The sequence below is a fragment of the Silvimonas terrae genome, from assembly GCF_014202765.1.
Lineage (GTDB): Bacteria > Pseudomonadota > Gammaproteobacteria > Burkholderiales > Chitinibacteraceae > Silvimonas > Silvimonas terrae.
The window spans coordinates 982,303-1,003,743 of sequence record NZ_JACHHN010000001.1 but is presented as its reverse complement, the minus strand read 5'-3'; the positions used below and the strand labels follow the sequence as shown (position 1 = coordinate 1,003,743).

The window sequence follows — 21,441 nt, the reverse complement described above, 5'->3', positions numbered from 1 at the left end:
ACCAACAACAACCAGCCGAACAACGCCGAGAAACCGGTGGTGGTTCAGCTGGACATCCTGCCGAACAACGAGATCCACTGGAACGGTGAAGTGGTGAACGGTCGTGCAGACCTGGAAAGCCGTCTGGGCACGGTTGCCAAGGCCAATCCGCAGCCGGAATTCCACATCCGCCCGGACAAGGACGCGTCTTACGCGCCGGTGGCCGAGGTGCTGGCTGAATCCCAGCGCATCGGGGTGAAGAAGATCGGCATTGTGGGTGGTGAGCAGTTCTTGCAGTGACAGAGCATGCCGCAGGCGACGCCGGACCAGACGCGCGTGTTAACCCTGGGCGATGCGCCGCCTGCGCCATTTCAGCCAGGGCGGCACCAGCACCAGCGTCAAGATCAGATACAGCCCGATCACCGGTAACACGGCCGGATCATTGGGGAAATTAAGATGCGCAATCGCAATGGACACCCCCGGATGGCGCGATGCGGTCGCCAGCGCAAGCACCGTGCGGTCTTCCGGTTCCGGCCCACCCAGGAGTTGGCCGGCAAAGAGCCCACACAAGATGAACAGCGCCAGAACAAGGAAGGCGCCATCCTGCACTTGTGCCAGCATGGGCCGCCACAGCATGTACAGAATGGGCAGCACGACCAGCAGCATGACCAGTCCCCCTGCTTTGGCCAATAGCGGCGCATATTGCTCGGCCAGCAGCGGCCAGCGCTGATGAATCAAGGCACCCACAATTAACGGGGATAGCAGATTGATGAACACCAGCGTCATCACCTGCGCCTCGGCCGTCAGTAGCGACACGCCAAAGACCAGTTGCAAGAGCTGGATGGAGAGCGGAATCCAGAACACGGCAAACAGGGAGGCCGCGACCACCAGACCAACCGCGTGCGAGGCATCCCCTCCGGCGCGCGTCTGTTTTTTGGGTAGCAGCGGCGGAATGGGCGCCAGCGCCAGGGCCACAACCACCACCGTAACCGTGTGCCCCAGTTGAAACAGCCGGCTAACCAGCAATGCCAGCAGCAACATGACACCGTACATGCTCAACAAGGAGCGCCATAGCTGGCGCGGGCGCTTGAGCATATACAACAGATCCGCAGGCCGGGCGGTCAACCCCAACGCCAGGATCATCAGCATGATGCTTGCCTTGAGCACCAGCGGGACTACCTCGGTGAGCGTCATGTCAGTGCCTTTGCGATGGAATATTCGCCGTTTCTGTGTTCTAGCTCATATTGACCTGCAACCCGCCCCTTTTCACCCGCCTTGCGGGTGAGCATGGGAAACGCGATTGGGGTTGCCATAAAGAAGCCGGATCAGCCTGACGACAGCCGCCCCATCCAGCCACCCTGAAAAAAAGCAACCCGATCAATGGGTTGCTTTTTGATGGCGGACAGTGCCGTCCCCTCTGTTACCAAACAACTGCGGACGAGCCGCCCTCAATCAAGGCGCGGCAATCGGGAACCAGAAATCAAATTTGTCGAAGTACGTCACCAGTTCGTTGAATTTGGCTTTGTCACCGTCAAACTTCACTTCGCCTGTTTCAGACAGATTACCCAGCTTCAGTTGCCCCAGGGCGATCTTGTCCAGCGTGCTGCGATTCAGGGTGATAGTGGCATCGGCCCCACTCGGGTACTGCTTGTCTTTGCCGTAGCCCAGCACGCCATTTTCTGCATACAGCGTGAACTTCTCTTTGGTATCCGGGAAGATCAGGTTGAAGTGATAGGTGTGATTACCCAGCTTGGGCCCATTGAAATGCACGCCCAGGAAATCCAGGAACATTTCTGTGGTCATGCCACGGATGATGTCCGGTGAACTGGTGTTGGGGGTGGCGGCTTTCTGGATGCCGTTGCGCAACTCTTGCGCGCCAGAGAGGTAGAAATCCCGCGCCGGGCCGGATTCTGCCTGGTAGCCCATTTGTTCCAGCGCGTCGGCTTCCAGGTTTTTGGCGGCCTGGTTGTCGGGCTGGGCAAACACAATCTTGTTGGTAATGGTGGCAGACCAGCGATAGTCACCCTTGTCGAAGGCGGCTTTGGCAGAAGACATCATTTTGTCCACGCCAATCATTTCTACATACTTTTTGCCTTCTTCTACCGGCGGCAACGGGTTCAGGTTGGCCGGGTTGCCATCCCACCAGCCCTGGTAAAACTGGTAGGTAGAACGCACATTGTGTTTCAGATCGCCGTAATAACCCCGGTTGTAGAACTCTTTGGCCAGGCCATCGGGCAGCACAAACTGGTCAGCGATCTCGTGCATGGTGAGGCCTTCGTTGGCCATGCGCAGCACTTGATCGTTGATGTATTTGTACAGATCACGCTGGTCTTCCAGGTGTTTGACCACGCGCTCGTTACCCCATTGCGGCCAGTGGTGGCTGCCCATGGAGACGACGGCATCCTTACCCCACATATCCAGCGTGGTATCCAGCGTTTTGCCCCACTTGGAGGCGTCCCGCACTTTGGCGCCACGCATGGTCAACAGGTTATGCAGCGTGTGGGTGGCATCTTCAGCCAGGTCGATCAGTTTGAACTGCGGAAAGTAGAACAGCATTTCTGCCGGTGCTTCGGTGCCCGGCGCCATCTGGAATTCCACATCCACGCCGTCGATGGACATTTTTTCGCCGGTCTTTTCGATCAGCTTGCTGGGGGCGAAGAGCGTAATGGTCCCCGCCGCCGTAGTCAGACCCAGGCCCGCACCCACCGCGCCTTGCGGATTTTTGGGCAGCAGGTTGCCGTACATGTACGAGGCGCGACGGCTCATGACGTTACCGGCAAACACGTTTTCGCTGACCGACTCTTCCATAAAGCCTTCTGGCGCCACCACCGGCACTTTGCCGGCGCGCACGTCTTCTTCTTTGACCACACCGCGTATGCCCGCAAAGTGATCCACGTGGCTATGGGTAAAGATCACGCCGGTGACGGGCAGGTTTTCTACCTTGGCGTTGATGAGATCCAGCGCGGCCTTGGCGGTTTCGACCGAGGTGAGCGGGTCAATCACAATCCAGCCGGTTTTGCCGCGGATAAAACTGATGTTGGCCAGATCGATATTGCGCACCTGGTACACGCCATCCACCACCTTGAACAAGCCACGCACAGAGAGCAATTGCTCTTGCCGCCATAAGCTGGGGTTCACCGTATCCGGTGCCGGGCCTTGCTGTTTGAGGAAGTCAAATTGCGACAGATCAATCACCGTGTTGCCACTGGAGCCCTTGATGATGGGCGAAGGCAAATCCGCAATAAATCCGCGTTTGACGTCATCAAAATCCTGTTTGTTATCGAACGGCAGGTAGTCCAGCAGTTTCTGGTTTTCAGCCTTGGTGAAACTGGTGGCGGGTTTGGGGCCTTCCGCAAACGCGTGCGCAACGGCCAGCGACAACGTCAACGAAAGGAGAGTCCGGCGAAAAGAAAAATGTTCCATCGATGTTCCCTATGGGATTCATTCAAGCGAGGAACTGGCTCTGGGACCAGTGGTGACAAGGTGTTTTTATTGAGCAGAGCGGATGGACTTGCGTGGGTCGAACCGGAAGTAAAAACGGGCTAACGCTCCTCAACATAGGAAGGTGGATAGCAAAAGCCAAGCCAAATAGTTAAAAACAAGTAAGCAAATAGACAGTTTGTGTCACCAGATACTTATAAAAGTGCAAGATTTCTCCTCATGCGGTGCTGCGTTCAACCCGGCCAGGTAGAAATGGAACGGATGTACTACCTTGAAAATCAAAATGAGGGGCTACGGCCAACCCCGTTCAACAAGAGCGGCCCGTTTACAACAACGCTTGTTCTGGCGTGCAGGGAGGGTTTGATGGCGGTACAAGCGTTGCTGGGTACTGCGCGCAGGAAAGGCTCCTGGCTGAGGCGTGCCATTCCCTTTTTCGTGGTGGCCTTGCTGTTGAACATCAGCATCAACGTCTATCAGGGCTGGCAAAGCTGGCACGACAACGAAACCAGCAACGCCCAGCAAACCGGGCAGATTGCCAATCTGGTATCCGCCCGCTTTGTGCGCTTGCTGCAAATGGTCCGGGGCTTGCAAGACACCGTGGCGTGGCAACTCGCCCAACCAGGCGGGCACAAGCCGGACCTCTCTTACCTGGCAGACTCTTTTCGCCAGGCCGCAACAGACACCACGGTGTTTGTGTTCGATAAAGACGGCCATCTGATGGCCAGTTCATCGCCCGTGCTAGCGCAAGGCGTGGGTGATATCCAGTGGCTGATTGATGAATGGGTATCCTCGGGCAAGCAGCCGTCTTTCCAGAAAACGGCGCGCTTCAATGGCAAAGAAGTGCTGTTGCTGGGCTCAAAGGTGAATCTGTCCGAGGGCGATTCGGCGCTGTATACCGTGCTGTTATTCTCGGCAGAAGAAGCGGTGCTGGGCGGGCTGAACCCGCATCCGGACCAGACCCTGGTTTTGCTGGATGACGCCCGCCGCGTCGTGGTGAGGTTTCCGCCAGAGCCTGGCATGGATGTCGGGCAAATCCTGCCCCAGACCAGCCAGACCCGGGGCCCGACCTCAGACAGTTTTTACACTGCGCTCTCGGCAGACGGGCAGCAGCGTTTGATCGTGGATCGGGCAGTCCCGGTCGGCAAGCGTGGCGGCTATTGGCATGTACTGGTCGGCCGGGCGGTCGCCTCTTACCGCACCGCCTGGTGGCGCAGCATGTATGCCAATCTGGCGGGGATCATCCTCTCCTCGCTGACGCTGGCTTGCGGCATTGCGTTGTTGCGGCGGGAAGCGGCCATGCAAAAAGATTATCAGCGGGCGATCCAGACCATTTCTGCGGTGGTGGAGCACTCCCCCATCCCGATGGTGATTGCAGACCCGCGCACGGGGCACATCCTGCTGGGCAACAAACGTCTGAAGTTGCTGTGTGGCTCTCCGGCCGACACCGGTCAGCCGGCCAGCGCCCTGTTCGTCATGCCCGATCTGTGGGAAACCCTGACCCAGGCCGATGCAGAAGAGAGAACCAGCGAAATCGCCACCCGCCAGGGGGCAAGGCACATGCTGGTGCAAAGCGCCCTGCTGCCACTGGAAGATCACGGTGATCCACTGGTGTTGCTGTCCTTTGCCGATGTCAGCTCGCAAATCAGCGCGTTGCATCAATTGCAGGAAGAAGTGGACCTTGATCCGCTCACCGGCTTGTGTAACCGGCGCGGTTTTGTCCGGCGCGAAGCCATCATCATCGAGAATGCCGCCCGCACCGGGCTATCTGTGGTCGTGCTGGCCCTGGACCTGGATCACTTCAAAAAAGTGAACGACACCTGGGGGCACGCGGCGGGCGATACGGTACTCAAGACCTTCAGCCAGATTCTGTCTGGCGTTTTACGCAGTACAGATCTGGCGGTGCGTCTGGGTGGCGAAGAGTTCTGCGCGGTACTGGTCGACACCGGCCTGGAACAAGGCAAGGAAGTGGGTGAACGCATCCGCAAATCGCTGGCTCGCTTCCCCATCTTTGTCACGGAAGATGAAAGCATCTCCCAGACTGTGAGCATTGGGCTGGCCATGTATGTACCGGGTGAGGCTGACCTTCAGGCCACACTGGAACGGAGCGACCTGGCGCTGTACGCGGCCAAGGACGGTGGGCGCAACCGCGTGCAGGTCTACGACACCCAGACCCCGCAGTATTGAACGCGCTACACCTGACGGGGTGGTCTACCCCACGGGTAGCGGCGGGGCAAATGCGGCGGTCGGCCGACCAAACCGGGCACACAGAAAATCAACAAAACTGCGGACCTTGGGCGTGAGTTTACGGTCGGGGAAAGTCAGTACATGCATGGGCCGGGGGCGCGGCAAAAAGTCTGGCAGCAGCGGCACCAGCCGCCCGGCCGCAATATCCTCCTGCAGCAAGAGTTCAGGCTGCATCACAATGCCCAGACCACTGAGCGCCGCCATGCGCAGTGCCTCGCCATTGTTGACGGTGAGCGCCAGCTTGACCGGCACCCGCATTGGGCCGTGCGCACCGCCGAGGGTCCACTCTTGCGACGCCACGGGGTGGGCAAAACCAAGACAACGGTGTACGGATAAATCTGCGGGTTGTAGCGGCGTGCCGTGGCGGCGCAGATAGTCCGGCGCGGCACAGATCAGCGAGCGATATGGCATGAGCGGTCGCGCAATCATCGACGAATCTTCCAGCTCACCGATCCGGACAGCCACTTCGATCGCGTCTTCCAGCATGTCAATCGGCCGGTCACTCACCATCAGATCAATAAAGACGTCCGGATTGTCCGCCATGTAATCCCGACAGGATGGCGCAATGGCGTGCACACCCACCGAGACCGGGGCGGCCACCCGTAATCGCCCTTGCGGGCGCGCTTTGAGCCTGGCCGCGCTGGCGTCTGCATCGGCAATGTCCGCCAGTATCTGTTTGCAGCGTTCGTAGTAGAGCTCGCCAATTTCGGTCAGGCGGTGCCGGCGCGTGGTGCGGTTGATCAGCCGGGCGCCCAGGCGTTGCTCCAGCGCGCGCACGTGAACCCCGGCCATGGCTGCGGAAATCCGGAATTCTTCGGCAGCGGCGGCAAAACTGCCACGCTCTACCACCTTGACGAAGACGACCATGTTTTCGAGTTTGTCCATCATTCTAAAACTACATTATCGAAAGCAGAAAATGAACCACCATTTATCGCGCGCTGATTGTTGAATTAAGGTGAGCCCATGGCCTGCCCCAACTCAGGAGAACACCAATGACTGCCAACCAGGAACTGCGCCCGCGTGGCGTCGCTTATCTCACGCAGATGTTCGGTGACGGCGCGGCCGAAGCACTGATCAGCGATATGGATGGGCTGTGTCCGGATTTTGCCGAAATGTCGATTGAATGGGCGCTGGGCGGGATCGCTTGCCGGCCGGGCCTTGATCCGGTGGTGCGAGAACTGGTGGTGATCGCCTCTTGCGTGACGCTGGGCCATCCAGTAACCCAACTGCGGGCACACACCCAGGCGGCGCTACGCGCAGGCGCGACACGGGAGCAGATTATCGAAGCAATCCTGCAACTGATGTTCTATGCCGGCGGCGCAGCGGTACGCAATGCGCTAGTCGCGGTGAAGGATATTCTGAACGGGTCAGCGACCTGAGCCCGTCACCCGCATCATGCGTTCGATCAGCGCGACGGCCGTACCCAAGCCGTCCTCTGTGGCCATCTGCGCGCCCAGTTGTGCTGCTTTGTCCAGCACCTGCGGCTGTTCCACAAACCGGATCGCTGCGGCAAATACCGCCGCGTCAAGGCGCGCGTGCTTGATGGCTGGCGGGGCGATACCCAAGGTCGCAAGGCGGGCGGCCCAGAAAGGCTGATCCCCGGCAAACGGAATGACAATAGAGGGTTTGCCGGCCCGGGTGGCTGAATGGGTTGTACCCGACCCGCCATGGTGAATGACGGCCGCCGTTTGCGGAAAAAGCCAGTCATGCGGCAACGGCCCAACTTGCAGGATATTGGCAGGCAGGTTGATGCCCTCGCCATCACTCCAGCCGGGGTAAAACAGCGCGCGCCGCCCGGCCAGCGCGGTCGCCAGCTGCGTGATGATCTGACGGGTATCGAGCCCGGCCATGCTGCCAAAACCGATATAAAGCGGTGCCGGGCCTGCCGCCAGAAACCGGGCCAGCTCGGCAGGCGGCTGAAAATCGACTTGGGGCATGCGCCATTGGCCACACAGGTGGGCGTTGGCCGGCCAATCTTCAGGCCGGGGCAACAGTGTGGGCGAAATGCCGTACAACATGGGGTGTCCATCCGGCAACGACTTGCAGGCGGGCAAACCGGCAAGCTGTATTCGCGCCCGGTTCAACGCCCTGGCCAGCGAAAGCCAGACCAACTGGTTGGTGAGCTTGAGGCTGGCCCGATTGAGCCAATGAGGCACCAGCCCTGCTGGCAGGAAAGGCGACGGAAAAGTACGCGAAGGCGTCAGCGGGATCATGCCGGTGCCAATAACCGGAATACCCAGGCTCTCGGCCACAGACAAGCCGGTAAAGCCGGCCAGCCCGGCGGTGAGAATGCCATCACACTCCCGCGCGGCAGCCAGTGTCTGGGTCATCCAGTTGGCAGCGTGGGCATTGGTCAGCCGCACGAGCGCATTGGCAGTGGCTTGCGCGCCTTTTGGACCATGCTCGGCAAAGAGCGCCCGGATATCCCCGGACAAACCGGACGCAGGCACGCCCAGTTCATGGGCCGACCCCAGGGTGTGCCCGTCCGCGAGCAAATGAACCTTGTGCCCGGCCAGTTGCAGCGCGTGGCTGAGTGCCGCAAGCGGGCGGGTATCCCCTTCTGTCCCGTAGGTCAGCGCGAGCAGTTTCATAGTCCGGTTCACCCCAAAAAAGTAAACGTCGTTTACTTTATCATTCGGTATACTTTCCGTCCATGACCACCCCCGCCTCTCCATCCCCTGCTTTGCCTGACCCGGCACCAAGCGGTGTGCGGGCGCAAAAACAGGCCCGACTCATGGCCCGGATTGCGACCGTTGCCGACGCACTGTTCAAAGAACGGGGATACGAAAACGTGACGATGGAGTTGATCGCTGCCACGGTCTCCGTCTCCAAACGAACGCTCTACAAGTATTTCCCGGTCAAAGACGCCATTCTGGCGTGCTTGCTGGAAGACGAACTCGCCCGGGATCTGGCGCAGGTTGAGCCCGCGCTGTTAGTGGCCCGCTCGTTCCGGACTGGCGCCAGCGGTTTGCTGGCCGCGTCTGCACATTGGTGTGAGACGCACCCGGACTACTTGCTGCCCTATGTGCGCTTCAAATTTGCCACGTTCGAGCCCGGTTTACCGGCAGAAACCCGCCGGGATATGGTCCAGGTCTGGACCGCGCTGATCACAATGGGTCAGCAGACCGGCGAACTGGATGCAAGCCAGGATGCAGGCCAGTTGGCGTTACAGTTCCATTTTCTGTATTTCGGCGCATTGATGCGCTGGCTGTCCGATCGGCAGTTGAGCCTTGCCAGCGAGTTTGAAGCGGCTTTGCGTTTATTTGTCGAAGGTGCCCGGGAGCCCGCAGAACCACAAAAACAAGGCATTACGCCATACGGCGCCTAAACACAGGGGACAGCACCCAGTCTCTGTGATTCATAGACGTTTTGCTTCGGCTGCCCAGATCAAACCGCCCAGCCGCAAGCAATGGCATGCTTGCCGCATACAAACAAGCTCATGCCATTGCACTCACCGACGGGCCAACGTGGATATCCTTCCCGCTTCTTTTGCGCATGCCAGCCAGATTGCCCAACTGCATTGGGCCAGTTGGGCCGCCACCTATGGCGATGTACTCACCCCGGACTATCTGGCCCATACCGCGCCAGCAGAGCGGCAGCGCATCTGGGCGGAACGCCTTGCAGCGCCAGCAGCGGATCAGGTGGTTCTTGTCGCAGAGCATGCCGGAGAGGTCGCCGGGTTTAGCTGCCTTTATCTGGCCAGACATGAAGAATGGGGGTCTTACCTGGATAATCTGCATGTCGCGGCCCGCTGGCAGGGTCAGGCGATCGGTCAACGCCTGCTGAGGGCGGCGGCACAGGTGTGCGAAGTACGCTATCCGGGTCTGGGTTTGTATTTGCTGGTCAATCAAACCAACGAACGTGCCCAGCGTTTTTATCAGGCCAATGGCGCACACAATGCCCAGGATTCAGTCTGGCATGCGCCAGATGGCTCGACGGTGCCCACCTTTATTTTCAGATGGCCGCGCGCCAGCACACTCACCCGCTCGTAGCCAACGCTCTGTTTTGACCCAAAACAGCAGGGCCAGCCCGGATAGTGCAAGGCACCATGGCGACCCCGGGCTTGCACGCTGCTATCCGCGTTCAGTCATCAAAAGTTGTAATTGGTAAATACGCCGTAGGTCATCTGGTTTTTCTTCTCCACAATCGGGCTGTCACCCACATCCCCCGGCAAGCGCGTGGCGCCGATGCGTGCGCCCAGAGTCCAGTCTTTATCCAGTTGGTACATGGCGCCGACTGAAAAACGAACCGCCGCCAGCCCCGAGCCTGGCGTGTACTGGGCCAGGCCAGAACTGGCGCTATCTGCCGCGGTTACGCCGTAAAAGGTCTGGTTGTACTGGCTACTCCCCCACGTGACACCCGGCCCTGCGGTGAAGGTGAGTTGTTCCGTGGGCCGGTATTTGCCCAGTACATCCAGCGTTGCGGTCGCCCCCTGATCTTTGCCGCCGATATCTTGCGTGGCGGAACTGACCACCGACAACCATGCCAGGTTGTAACTGGCAAACACAGTGGCGTGCGCCGTGCGCTCAATATCCGGCATGCCGGTCAAGCGCGCGTCATCCGAAGATTTACGGGGTTTGACCAGATCGGCAGACAGGGCGACGCCTACTCTGATGGCATTGTCCCGATCCAGATAAGCGCCAATGCCAAACGGCACATTGGCATCCGGAACGGTGCCCAGAAAAAAACGGTCATAGCGCACGCCAAACAAGGGCGCGGGGATAACATGGCTATCGCTGGCGCCGGCGTACTTTGGGGCAACAAATGCGCCAAAACCCAGCGAGTAATGCAAACCATCATCCGGTAAATCTTGCGGCGTGGCGGCCACCACCGCCGAGGGTGCGCTGCCGGTCTGGGCAAGCGCCGCACCGGCAGACAACATCATCGCAAGAGATGCCAGCCATCCGCAGCGGACACCTTTTTTCTGAATAACCATTTTCTCTCCACAGTTGTTGCTGATCGCCCCGCGCCATATGGCCCAGAGACTCAAAAAGGGGATAACGCGCTGGAGTGTATCAAAATCCGGCAAAATAAAAACCGCCTGGACGGTTTTTAAAATGTATCCGGCATGTAGCTGGGCCGTAGCGTGGCGTAGTGGCAAATACCGCCCGCAACACAGCCCCGATTAGGCCGGGAAAGGCCGCATCAGTTATGCTTGCACTCTTTCCGTGATGCTATTTCAAGGACCCGTTTTGACCACGAGGCAAGAGCGCTCAGAGCAAACCCGACGCACGATTATCACCGCAGCACTTGCCGTGCTGGGGCGTGATGGCGGGGCACGGCTGACGTTTGGTGCGGTGGCCCAGGAAGCAGGCCTGAGCAAGGGGGCGGTGACGCGTCACTTCCCCTCAAAGAAAGCGCTGTTGCAGGGTATTCTGGCGTTTCGCGCGGAGACCTTTCGCTCATTTCGTAATGAATTTGCTGCCGCACAGCCTGCGCAGGCATCTCAACAGTTTATCGTCCGGCAAATTGCGATCATGCGTGAAATGGTTGAAAACACCCACTCGCCCGCACGTGCCGTTTTTTCTGCGCTACTGGAAGAGCCGGAGGCCATGGCAGAAACTCGCCAGCGCATCGCCTCCAGCCTGGTCAAGGCCACAGACGAAAGCGCCGATGCCCAATTGGCACATTTGCGCTGGGCTGCCGGCTGGGGCTTGGGCCTGCTCAGTGTTTTCGGCCTGTCGCCGTTTTCCGAAGCGGAGCGAAGCCAGTTGTTCAACACATTGGGCGACAATGATTTCTGGCGGCCACTGGAACACCCCACCACAACGGATTAGCCCCACCGGGCATCGTCGACAAGCCACGTCACCCTTTCAGAGAACGCCTTCACGCCCGCATCATGGATAACCCCACTCGTTCAGAACAATCGCGATTGAAAGCCATCAAGGCCGCTTTGGGGTTATTGCAGCGGGAGGGCATTGGCGCGCTCACGTTCGACGCGCTAGCCAGTGAAAGTGGCATCAGCAAAGGCGGATTACTACATCAGTTTGAGACAAAAGAAGGATTGCTGACCGCCCTTTTGCAATACCGTAGCCAGCATATCAACGAGGTCGCCACCGACTTGGCCACTCAAACCGGCACTCCCGAGGGAGAACCAGCGCTGCAAGGGCAACTCAAGGCGCTGCAAGCGCTAGCCAGCGCGACCGGAAAGCCAGTCAATCTTGCTTTCCTGGCTGCTCTTGCCCAAGCCCCGGAGTTACTGCAGCAAATCCGGAGCGACCATACTGAATATCTGACCCGAATCCATGATGAGGCGCAGGACGCAGACCTGGCCGCGCTCCGCTGGCTTGCCGCCACGGGCCTGGTATTAATGGATCTACTTGGCTTCGTACCCCTGGCAGAGGACACAAGCGATACCCTGTTTGAAAGATTGCGCGACCCGGCGGCGTGGCGCGCTGATCAGAACACTTGAGTATTGCCCTGCCCCGAGCCACCAGGTCATGCGTATCAACATCTGATGCGATCAGGGTCAATCCAGGACGCTTGCGCCTGATGCAATTTGATTAAAATTCCCACAGAATGTGGTGACGCCCCGCCCCCGACCAAGCCGCTTGGTGCGGAAGATTTGCTGATCGAGTGAGGACTGGCCGCCCTCACCGGCCCCAGGCAGTGCCAGGCTGTCATCTACCCGGCACGACGTTGTGCTTTACTTGTTTTTCACCATCAAAACAACCATGAGAACCGCCCCCATGCGCATGTCCCGCCTCTATGTTGCCCTTGTCGCCGCAAGCCTGGTCAGCACCGCTCACGCCGATGAAGTGGTCGTCGCTGTCGCCGCCAATTTCACTGCCCCGATCCAGGCTATTGCCAAAGATTTCGAGAAAGACACCGGCCACAAGCTGGTGGCCTCTTTTGGTGCTACCGGCCAGTTCTACACCCAGATCAAGAATGGCGCGCCGTTCCAGGTGTTCCTGGCGGCAGATGACACCACGCCGGCCCGACTGGAAAAAGAAGGCGAAATCGTACCCGGCTCACGCTTTACCTATGCCATTGGCAGCCTTGCCTTATGGTCGGCCAAAGCGGGCTATGTGGATGCAAACGGGGACGTCCTCAAGCACAACGCCTTCACGCATTTGTCCATTGCCAACCCGCAAGCGGCACCCTATGGCCTTGCCGCCACGCAGGTACTGACCAAAATGGGTTTGACTGAGGCAGTGAAGCCCAAGATCGTCGAAGGTCAAAATATCACCCAGGCTTATCAGTTTGTCGCCACCGGCAATGCCGAACTGGGTTTTGTCGCCCTGTCGCAGATCTATAAGGACGGCAAAGTGACGGGGGGTTCGGCCTGGATTGTCCCCTCCAGCATGTATGAGCCGATCCGCCAGGATGCCGTGCTGCTTAGCAAGGCCAAAGACAGCGTCGCCGCCAAAGCACTGGTGGATTACCTTAAGGGCCCCAAGGCCGCTGCTGTCATTCATGCTTATGGCTACAAGTTGCAGGGCGAGTAAGTACATCTGCGGTAGCAGCGCTTGAGCAAACACAAAGCCCCGGGTCAATACCGGGGCTTTGTGTTTGACAGGCCGGGCTTGCTGGCAGCCAACCGGAACGCTATTGCTGATCGTCCAGATCAAAATTGTGCTCGCCGTCTTTCTCCGGGCGGCGTTTTGCGGATGGCTCGGAGTGGGTGCCGTAGACCGAATCCAGCGCGGCATCCACCTTATCAGGCGTGCTCTGCTGTTCGCGCAAGGGATGCTGCTCGCGCGGCCGCGCCCTCTCCGCCTCCTGCGCTTGCCCGGCAGCGGGCTGGATGCCACCCTCCTGCGTATGCGGTTCCCCTTCCGTCTCCACCTGCGGTGGCGTCGGGGTCACTGTTCTTTGCGGGTGCTTCGCAGCCTCGTTCTGGCCGCGCACATGTAGAGGTCTCATAGCAGCACTACTCCTTTCCTGATCGGACTTGGGCGGCGGGCTAAATCGCGGTCCTGCGACACCTGCCGTGCAATGGATGATCAAACACCGGGGACTGACGCCGTTGCCTGCCAATGACTGAGTACGCAGGACGGCATACCCCTAAGCTGCGCTGATCAGGCGTCCACTCATGTCGAGGCGGGTCTGCTTGTGCTGTAGTGGTCTGGCCTGCGTACTTGCGAGGAATCACAACGCAGCGTCAGCCCAGGACTGCATGAAAAGCAGCCCGACGCGACTGGTGCGGGATGGCGAAGCTGCGGAGGATGAAATCACACACCTTTCGCATGGATCAGACCATGGCCGACAGCAAGCAAAGATGGTGGAAGCAACTCGGTCCTGGTCTTGTGACCGGCGCGGCGGACGATGACCCCAGCGGGATTGCCACCTATTCCCAGGCTGGCGCCGCGTTCCGCTTTGATATTCTCTGGACACTGCTGCTGTGTTTTCCGCTGATGTTTGCCATTCAGGCCATTTCGGCCCGAATTGGCCGGACGACGGGCAACGGGCTGGCGTCCACCCTGCAGAAAAACTACCACAAGTCATTGTTTTACATCGTCATCCTGCCGATGTTTGTCGCCAACGTCATCAACATCGGCGCAGATCTGGCAGCCATGGGTGACAGCGCAGCTTTGCTGTTGCACGTGCATGAGCGAATCTGGCTGGTGGCCGGATTTGGCGTGTTCTGCGCCCTGTGCATGGTGCTGGTGCCGTACCAGCGCTACGCCAGCGTGCTCAAGTGGCTGACGCTCAGTCTGTTTGCCTATGTGGTGGTGATGATATCCATCAAGGTACCCTGGGCGCAGGTACTACGGACCACGGTTCTGCCACCCTTGCGCTGGGAAAACAAATACATGACTACGGTCGTGGCCGTGTTCGGAACCACCATCAGCCCCTATCTGTTTTTCTGGCAATCCTCGCAAGAAGTTGAAGAGATACAGCAACGCGCAGACCGGGACGCACTCATTGACGCCCCACATCAGCACCAGGCCGCTTTTTCACGCATCCGCAGCGATACCCTGGCAGGCATGGCGTTTTCCACTCTGATTGCCTACTGCATTGTGGTGGCGACCGCATGCACGCTCAACGCGCATGGCATTACCGATATCAAATCGACCGCCCAGGCGGCGCAGGCACTTAAGCCCTTCGCCGGCGAGGCGGCATTTGCCTTGTTCGCTTGCGGCATTATCGGCACCGGCTTGCTGGGCGTACCCATTCTGGCCGCCTCTGCCTCTTACGGCATTGCCGGCACGCTGGACTGGCCAAACAGCCTGTCACATCGGGCCCTGGCGGCACGCCGTTTTTACGGCCTGATTGTGTTCGCCATCGCCGTGGGTGTCTTGATGAATGTGGTCCACATCGACCCCATGACCGCGCTGTTCTGGAGCGCGGTCATCAATGGCGTTGTCGCAGTGCCCGCCATGGTCGTCATCATGCTGATTGCGTCCAACGACCGCATCATGGGTGATTTTGCCGTGCCGCGTCACCTTGAAATCCTGGGCTGGCTGGCGACAGCGGTCATGCTGGTCGCCGTTGTGGCCATGTTTGTACTGATGGCGCTGTAACGGTTGTCCGGCAATGCCATCTGCAATTTGCGCCTTCGTCTGACCCCAATCCATTTGGTCTACCTACATCTTCCGGCCGGGCTTGCGCCGACACTGCAATCAGCCTGGTTATTTCACGCACAAGGCGAACCATCTGGCCAGCACGGCCAGACTCTGCACCGACAACAGGAGGCCCGGATCATGCATCCCACCGCACCGCTGACCACAGAACATATTGCCCCGGGATTGGCGAACACCACGTCCCATTCATTGACCAGCGGCCTGTCGTGGAGCGCGATCCTGGCCGGAGCTGCAGCCGCCGCTGCACTGGCTTTCATTCTGGTAATCCTGGGCTTTGGCCTGGGCTTATCAGCGATTTCTCCCTGGACCAACACGGGGGTCACCGCATCGACCATTGGGATATCTACCGTGATCTGGCTGGCGCTGACACAAATTGCGGCGTCTGGCCTGGGTGGGTACCTGGCTGGCCGCTTGCGCAATAGCTGGGTCGATATTCATGTAGACGAAGTTTATTTTCGTGATACGGCCCACGGCATGCTGACCTGGGCCATTGCCACGCTGGTAACGGCCACATTGCTGGCCAGTGCGATTGGTACGGTCTTGAGTGGCGGCGCCGAAGCAGGTGCCGGTGCGCTGCGCGCCGCCACGACCGGCGTAGCCGCCGGAGCCAGCCAGATGGCAACCCCCGGCCCCAACGCGGGCAATGCTGCCAATAGCTACTTTGTCGACCTGCTGTTCCGTAGCAATCAAGCCCCGGCAGATACCCAGGCCGCCGATGCCAGCAGCCGGGCCGAGGCCACGCGGATTCTGGCCAATGGCCTGCGTACCGGCACCCTGGACGCACAAGACAAGCAATACCTGGCCAGCGTCGTAGCCCGGCAGACCGGGCTGGACCAGGCTACCGCCCAAACCCGCGTCAACCAGACCTACGAGCGACTGACCCGAACTGTGAATGAGGCGACGGAATCGGCCAGGGCCGCTGCCGACAAAGCCCGAAAAGCCACGGCCTATAGCGCGTTGTGGATGTTTGTGGCCTTGTTGTGCGGCGCGTTCTTTGCCAGCTTTTTTGCCACCGTTGGCGGCAAGCATCGTGATCGCCCGGCCATTGTCGCCCGCGCTTGATATTGATTTGTATGGCGCGCCATCCCGCGGCCACCACCCTTGAAGGAGACTGACATGCGTTCCTTGCTACTGTTTTTTCTGGGCGTACCGATCCCGATCATCATCCTGATTGCCATCATGTTTCATTGATCGTTTTAGTGATCAACCCGGCGATCCGCACACACAAAACCATCGCTAACCAGGCGCATTCGCCCCACTTGTTGTGGGGCGAAGCGATATCCAGCGCGGCGGCAATGTGCTCCTCCTGACTGGACAACCCGATACAGAGACCGTGCTTCAAGAGACAGAGTAAGACACCGTAATCAGCCCGCGATCCCGGGCAATGGCGGCGGCGCGGGTGCGGGAGTTGGCCTGCAATTTGTCGAGAATGGAAGCGACATGGGTTTTGGTCGTCCCCACCGAGATCCCCAGCGAGGCGGCGATTTCCCGATTGCAATTGCCGTTGGCCATCAGCGTCAATACATCCTGCTCCCGTGCGGTCAGCGTTTCACGCGAGAGCGAATCAACCAGCCGCTGGGACAAGGCATCACTCAGATACCGCTGACCTGCTGCCAGCTTGCGGATGCAGCACTCCAGCGCGCCCGCATCGCAATCAATAAGCAAATAGCCGTGAACGCCCAGATCAAAGGCGTGACGCATTTCCCGCTCGCTGTCGCGCACCGTGAGCAGCAAAACACGGGGTGCGTTCTCCGGGTAGCGGGAATCGCCGCGCAAGCGCTGCAAAAACCGGCTTGCCGTGTCGTAATCCCCGATGATGACATCCACTCCCGTAAACCGGCGCGACTCCACCCACTCAGGCGGATGGATCGATACGGCAATGTCCTCTACGGACGCGAGTAATCCTGCAATGCCGCAAGCCACCAGCGGGTTGCGGTGCGCTACGGCAACATGCAAAGGCATAGTCTCGATCATGACAATCCCCTGGTTCACAAAGGTTGGTTATCACCAGCATGGTGATTGAAAGCACGCCACTCCTGAGACTGCAGGCCGGGTTGCGTGCCGTTAAGCGCCTGACTGCCCTTCATATCAAAATTGAGTATTACGAGAGCAGCAGCGGCAGGTCTTGAACCAGGTTGCTTTTCATTGCATAAAAAGAGCGCAACGAACGTCCTCATCCTGTTAGTCGCCATACTATGAAGAAGCCACTACTTTTAAATCCCGAACGCCAGCCGGATAGTTAAGCCTCCATCACTCTGCGAGGTTTCCAGCATGCGCATCTTTCTTACCGGTGCCACCGGCTTTATTGGCTCTGCCCTCATCCCGGAACTCCTTGCTTCGGGCCATGAAGTGATCGGCGTCACCCGCTCGGACACCGGCGCCAGAAAACTTGAATCAGCAGGGGTGGGTGTCTATCGCGGCACACTGGAAGACCCCGAAGGCTTGCGACGCGGGGCCGCCGAGGCCGATGCGGTCATTCACACCGCGTTTGATCATGATTTCTCCAGATTTGTAGAGAACTGCGAGAAAGACAAACGCGTTATTGCCGCGCTGGGGGCCGCGCTCGCCGGGAGTTCGCGCCCGTTGGTGATCACATCTGGCACAGGTTTGGGCTCCGGTCAGCATGGTGAACTTGCCCGGGAGGACATTTGCAATTTTGCCCACCCGAATCCGCGCGTTGCGTCTGAAATGGCTGGCAACGCATTGCTTGAGGCCGGCATCAATGTGTCCGTAATGCGGCTACCGCAAGTTCATGACCAGCACAAGCAAGGTTTGATTTCCCCGCTGATTGAAATTGCGCGCCAAAAAGGCACTGTGGCTTATGTCGGAGAAGGCCAAAACCGCTGGCCTGCCGGCCAACTCTCAGATGTGGTTCAGCTGTATCGGCTGGCTATAGAAGCTGGCCGGCACGGAGCCCGTTATCACGCTGTGGGTGAAGAAGGGGTACGCAGCCGGGACATCGCTGAGGCGCTGGGCCAACGGTTGAATCTGCCGGTCATTTCGATCACGCCGGAACAAGCCCCGGAACATTTTGGATGGATGGCCATGTTTACCGCGCTGGATATGCCGGCATCCAGCGCCTGGACTCAATCCGCATTGGGTTGGCAGCCCACCGGGCCAACCCTGGTCAGCGACTTGCTGCAAGCACGCGGCGTCTGAACAACGAGGGGAACTCTAACGGGAACTTCTAAAGAGATATCCGCAGATATCCGCTTCGGTTGCTGGAACCCAGATACTTTAAACCGCCACCGAAGCGGGCCAATCATTGCCATTCAGAACAGCAACGGCGTTACCCGGCGTTCAGTTTGCCGGCATACTTTCTGAGCCCACTAAAAATGCTGTCCGCAATACGCCCCGGAAAAGCAGACGGGATTTGCGCTGCGACCCTGGCAATGACGCCTTCCGTGCTGTCGGCCAGTTCTTGTAACAAGCGGCGGATTTGCGCTTCCGGCGCAATTTTCAGGACCTCTACCCCAAAATGAATCCAGTGCCGTACCTGTATCCGGGACACCAGATAGTGCGGGCCACTCTCCCCTTGTACCGGCATGGCCAGCTTTACCTTGCTTTCGTGGTACTGCCCTTTGCCCTTGCCCATCACCGGGTGCGCAGACAATACGTCGTACAGCGGCGTCAGCCGGTACTTTGAGTCCGCCTGCAAGAAAATACTGAAATTCTTGGCGTGGCCATCAATCGCCGCCAGCATCCAGAAAATGACCAGTGTGCGAAAGAATTGAACCCGATCTTGTGCTGAGTTGCTTGCATCGGCTTGCGCCAGGAGCCGATTGAGATCTTCCGCTTTCGGACCGCCATTGTTGGCGTATTTGTTCAGGGAGTTAACACCCAGACATTGACAGAAGTCCTCCTGCGGCAAACGCATGATCCAGTCACCCTGCCTGGACAAGCGCCGATCAAACCGTTCTACGGACAACACCGTCATTTCTTCAAAGGTGGCGATCTCGGAATGCGCCACCGCCAGACCAAAAGCCTGGAGAATCCGGCTGCATAGCCATTCATTTTCAACGGAATGCCGCATGTCCAGCGCACCGGTGCTGACGGTGATCTCACCCATGGGCAATTTGAGGATATGCGTCGATGGCGTACTGCCCACCGGCTTTTGCCAGCGGCCATCATGAAACAGGAGTGCGGTTTTTTCCTGGGCACCGGCAATCGAGATGCGCAATTCTCCATCATCATCAAGCATGGCCGCCGGCGCATTGCCCTGTGTGTGTCGCAGTACCCGCGCAACGCCCGCCTCGTCCAGCACTTCGCCCTGGATTGAGGTCAGGTTTTCCGGGGCGACATCCACCGGCAAGAGTTGCAATGCCCCCACGCAATCTCTGCCGATGGCACGCAGCAAGTCAAAGGCATCCACGCTGGCAAGCCGGTGCTGACTGGCAAGCCGGCGGCGGATGTGATCACTGTCTGGTAAAAGATTGTCGAAGAAATTCCTGACCCGTTCATCTTTATAAGGCTGATTACCAGGCCGGAATTTCAAGGAAAGAGAAAGTGGTCGCCGCAGCGCGTTGCTGTCGCTCAGCCAATCCTCATCGTAGGCAAACTCGTCCCCCTGCTTGCCACTGCGCCAGAAGCCAACACGAAGCCCGTTCATCCAGACAGCGAGCACCGGCATCAGAAGTCCTCCGGCGGCTCGTCACCCCAGATGGAACCCGCGGGCAATGGCTGATACCCCGTTTTTTGCTCTTCGACCCTGGTCACTTTCTCTGGTTGCGTCTCTGACCTCGCCCGGGACCCTTTTTGAGTATTGATACGCCGTTTTACCGACAAACCCATAGCAGCCTGCCTGCCCGTATCTGGCAACTCATCCAGCACCATGCCCAGACCCAGGACCACGAAAATGGCCAGCATGGTATCCAGCGCGACAGAACCCGGGTTTTTCTCCATGCGGGCATAGTTTTGCTGTTGCATGCCAAGCCGTTCTGCCAGTTGTCGCTGAGACAAACCAAGGCGTTTTCTGGCGCTGACCAGCATTTCACTGAGGGACAAACTGTCATAGACCGGGTAGCGCATGAGGACTCTCCAAGAGAGTCCTCATCTTAGGTCGACAACAAATTTCATGTCAAATCATAAATACAATTTATTTGATGTATTTATAAAAAACAACAAATATGGAGTAAATTAGAATATCCATCATAGTTGCATTGTACAACCATCATGCCTTATGCTTTAGCCCTGTAGTTGTATATTGCAACTTGTTTTACGGAATCTACCCATCATGAACATGACCCCCTCCCTGGTTGAGGACATTCGTTCCGCATCACGCACCATGGTGCGTGAGTTGGGCTTCATGAAATCCACCCTGGCCGGCACCAGTTACTCCCCCTCGGCGGTGCATGCTTTGCTCGAAATTGATCTGCATGGCGCCATGCCTGCGGCCCAGTTGGTGCAAATGCTTGGGCTGGAAAAATCCAGCGTCAGCCGGATGGTGGGAAAGCTGATTGAGGCAGGAGAAATTGAAGAAGCACCAGTGAAAGATGACGGGCGCTTCAAGCAGCTTGCGCTCACGCCTCAGGGTCAACGCACTGTGGCGGATATCCATGCGCATGGCCAGCAACAGGTTATTACTGCGATGAGTCAACTCGACCCCGAACAACAACTTCTCGTCGCGCAGGGCCTCGGCGCCTACGCTAATGCCTTGAAGCAACGTCACGCACAACCCGGCGATGCCGCTGCCCGCTCAATCGACATCCATACAGGCTATCGGCCAGGACTGATCGGGCGCATTGCGCAAATGCACGCGGATTTCTATTCCCGCCAGTGGCATTTTGGCCAATTCTTCGAGAGCAAGGTGGCCGCAGGCGTCGCGGAATTCACAGGCAGGCTCGACCAACCCGCAAATCAGATCTGGGCCGCAGTTCAAAACGGCCAGATTGTCGGATCGATTGCCATTGACGGCCAGGGGCTGGGAAACAGTGAGGCTCACTTGCGCTGGTTTATCCTGGACAACGGATGTCGCGGCACTGGTGTGGGGCGGGAATTGCTAACCCAAGCCATTGCGTTTTGCGACGACCATGGTTTCGGCGCTACGCAACTCTGGACATTCAAGGGTCTGGATGCAGCCCGCCGGTTGTACGAGTCCGTCGGATTCGAACTCACCTGGGAAGAGGAAGGAACCCAATGGGGGCGCCTCGTCACTGAGCAACAGTTCACGCGGTGCAAACCCACGGTCTGATCGTGCGCCGGTTCGTGGCCAACCCAAACCACCTTACCCGCAAGCATCCCCGCTCACTTC

21 protein-coding genes are annotated in these 21,441 nt (G+C 58.6%); 12 read left to right on the top strand and 9 right to left on the bottom strand.

The window, feature by feature from the left end; genetic code table 11:
* The coding region (locus HNQ50_RS04205; protein ID WP_184097844.1) for an ExbD/TolR family protein at positions 1 to 279 on the top strand (279 nt) is incomplete at its 5' end.
* 39 nt (positions 280 to 318) lie between these two features.
* On the opposite strand, the gene HNQ50_RS04200 is transcribed toward HNQ50_RS04205, so the two are convergent.
* Both HNQ50_RS04200 and HNQ50_RS04195 read right to left on the bottom strand, forming a co-directional pair.
* Positions 319 to 1,173: a bile acid:sodium symporter family protein gene (locus tag HNQ50_RS04200; protein WP_184097842.1), complete on the bottom strand. Its 855-nt coding sequence runs from the start codon at positions 1,171 to 1,173 to the stop codon at positions 319 to 321.
* A gap of 258 nt (positions 1,174 to 1,431) precedes the next feature.
* Positions 1,432 to 3,402, bottom strand: a complete 1,971-nt coding sequence (locus HNQ50_RS04195; protein WP_184097840.1) for an alkyl/aryl-sulfatase — start codon at positions 3,400 to 3,402, stop codon at positions 1,432 to 1,434.
* 381 nt (positions 3,403 to 3,783) lie between these two features.
* Between HNQ50_RS04195 and HNQ50_RS04190 the strand changes: the two genes are divergently transcribed.
* Entirely contained in the window at positions 3,784 to 5,604 is a 1,821-nt protein-coding gene (locus HNQ50_RS04190; protein WP_184097838.1) for a sensor domain-containing diguanylate cyclase, read from the top strand.
* A gap of 24 nt (positions 5,605 to 5,628) precedes the next feature.
* Here the strand turns inward: HNQ50_RS04190 and HNQ50_RS04185 are convergent, their stop codons facing one another.
* Complete coding sequence (locus tag HNQ50_RS04185) at positions 5,629 to 6,552, bottom strand: LysR family transcriptional regulator (RefSeq protein WP_246428535.1); 924 nt, start codon at positions 6,550 to 6,552, stop codon at positions 5,629 to 5,631.
* A 104-nt stretch (positions 6,553 to 6,656) separates the two neighbouring features.
* On the opposite strand from HNQ50_RS04185, the gene HNQ50_RS04180 reads away from it, so the two are divergent.
* Positions 6,657 to 7,043: a carboxymuconolactone decarboxylase family protein gene (locus tag HNQ50_RS04180; RefSeq protein ID WP_184097836.1), complete on the top strand. Its 387-nt coding sequence runs from the start codon at positions 6,657 to 6,659 to the stop codon at positions 7,041 to 7,043.
* Here the strand turns inward: HNQ50_RS04180 and HNQ50_RS04175 are convergent.
* Positions 7,032 to 8,255 (bottom strand): glycosyltransferase, encoded by a 1,224-nt coding sequence (locus tag HNQ50_RS04175; RefSeq protein WP_184097834.1) that lies wholly within the window; start codon positions 8,253 to 8,255, stop codon positions 7,032 to 7,034. The genes HNQ50_RS04180 and HNQ50_RS04175 overlap by 12 nt on opposite strands.
* Positions 8,256 to 8,398: 143 nt before the next feature.
* Here HNQ50_RS04175 and HNQ50_RS04170 point away from each other — a divergent pair, with 143 nt between their 5' ends.
* Positions 8,399 to 8,992, top strand: a complete 594-nt coding sequence (locus tag HNQ50_RS04170; protein ID WP_184097832.1) for a TetR/AcrR family transcriptional regulator — start codon at positions 8,399 to 8,401, stop codon at positions 8,990 to 8,992.
* 139 nt (positions 8,993 to 9,131) lie between these two features.
* The gene (locus tag HNQ50_RS04165) at positions 9,132 to 9,656 is read left to right on the top strand and encodes a GNAT family N-acetyltransferase (protein ID WP_221302980.1); all 525 of its coding nucleotides are present in this window, start codon (positions 9,132 to 9,134) and stop codon (positions 9,654 to 9,656) included.
* Between the two features lie 98 nt (positions 9,657 to 9,754).
* Here the strand turns inward: HNQ50_RS04165 and HNQ50_RS04160 are convergent, their stop codons facing one another.
* Positions 9,755 to 10,549, bottom strand: coding sequence for a MipA/OmpV family protein (locus tag HNQ50_RS04160; RefSeq protein WP_184097830.1), 795 nt, complete (start codon positions 10,547 to 10,549; stop codon positions 9,755 to 9,757).
* 307 nt (positions 10,550 to 10,856) lie between these two features.
* On the opposite strand from HNQ50_RS04160, the gene HNQ50_RS04155 reads away from it, so the two are divergent.
* From HNQ50_RS04155 to modA, 3 genes are all read left to right on the top strand, one after another.
* Positions 10,857 to 11,441 carry a TetR/AcrR family transcriptional regulator gene (locus tag HNQ50_RS04155; protein ID WP_184097828.1) on the top strand — a complete coding sequence of 195 codons (585 nt, stop codon included), beginning with the start codon at positions 10,857 to 10,859 and terminating at the stop codon, positions 11,439 to 11,441.
* Between the two features lie 62 nt (positions 11,442 to 11,503).
* Entirely contained in the window at positions 11,504 to 12,076 is a 573-nt protein-coding gene (locus tag HNQ50_RS04150; RefSeq protein WP_184097826.1) for a TetR/AcrR family transcriptional regulator, read from the top strand.
* Between the two features lie 277 nt (positions 12,077 to 12,353).
* Complete coding sequence (gene modA / locus HNQ50_RS04145) at positions 12,354 to 13,112, top strand: molybdate ABC transporter substrate-binding protein (protein ID WP_184097824.1); 759 nt, start codon at positions 12,354 to 12,356, stop codon at positions 13,110 to 13,112.
* A 100-nt stretch (positions 13,113 to 13,212) separates the two neighbouring features.
* Here modA and HNQ50_RS04140 read toward each other — a convergent pair whose 3' ends face one another.
* Positions 13,213 to 13,530: a hypothetical protein gene (locus HNQ50_RS04140; RefSeq protein ID WP_184097822.1), complete on the bottom strand. Its 318-nt coding sequence runs from the start codon at positions 13,528 to 13,530 to the stop codon at positions 13,213 to 13,215.
* A gap of 302 nt (positions 13,531 to 13,832) precedes the next feature.
* Here HNQ50_RS04140 and HNQ50_RS04135 point away from each other — a divergent pair, with 302 nt between their 5' ends.
* On the top strand, positions 13,833 to 15,131 hold the full coding sequence (locus HNQ50_RS04135) for an NRAMP family divalent metal transporter (protein ID WP_221302979.1): 1,299 nt from the start codon (positions 13,833 to 13,835) through the stop codon (positions 15,129 to 15,131).
* A gap of 180 nt (positions 15,132 to 15,311) precedes the next feature.
* On the top strand, positions 15,312 to 16,253 hold the full coding sequence (locus tag HNQ50_RS04130) for a hypothetical protein (RefSeq protein WP_184097820.1): 942 nt from the start codon (positions 15,312 to 15,314) through the stop codon (positions 16,251 to 16,253).
* A gap of 276 nt (positions 16,254 to 16,529) precedes the next feature.
* Here the strand turns inward: HNQ50_RS04130 and HNQ50_RS04125 are convergent, their stop codons facing one another.
* Positions 16,530 to 17,165, bottom strand: coding sequence for a response regulator transcription factor (locus tag HNQ50_RS04125; RefSeq protein ID WP_184097817.1), 636 nt, complete (start codon positions 17,163 to 17,165; stop codon positions 16,530 to 16,532).
* Positions 17,166 to 17,462: 297 nt separating this feature from the next.
* Between HNQ50_RS04125 and HNQ50_RS04120 the strand changes: the two genes are divergently transcribed.
* Entirely contained in the window at positions 17,463 to 18,350 is an 888-nt protein-coding gene (locus HNQ50_RS04120; RefSeq protein WP_184097816.1) for an SDR family oxidoreductase, read from the top strand.
* Positions 18,351 to 18,480: 130 nt separating this feature from the next.
* Here HNQ50_RS04120 and HNQ50_RS04115 read toward each other — a convergent pair whose 3' ends face one another.
* Complete coding sequence (locus tag HNQ50_RS04115) at positions 18,481 to 19,821, bottom strand: type II toxin-antitoxin system HipA family toxin (RefSeq protein WP_221302978.1); 1,341 nt, start codon at positions 19,819 to 19,821, stop codon at positions 18,481 to 18,483.
* The gene (locus HNQ50_RS04110) at positions 19,821 to 20,219 is read right to left on the bottom strand and encodes a helix-turn-helix domain-containing protein (protein ID WP_184097814.1); all 399 of its coding nucleotides are present in this window, start codon (positions 20,217 to 20,219) and stop codon (positions 19,821 to 19,823) included. Before HNQ50_RS04110 ends, HNQ50_RS04115 begins: the two co-directional genes overlap by 1 nt.
* Positions 20,220 to 20,424: 205 nt before the next feature.
* On the opposite strand from HNQ50_RS04110, the gene HNQ50_RS04105 reads away from it, so the two are divergent.
* Complete coding sequence (locus HNQ50_RS04105) at positions 20,425 to 21,381, top strand: helix-turn-helix domain-containing GNAT family N-acetyltransferase (protein WP_184097812.1); 957 nt, start codon at positions 20,425 to 20,427, stop codon at positions 21,379 to 21,381.
* Positions 21,382 to 21,441 lie beyond the last annotated feature (60 nt).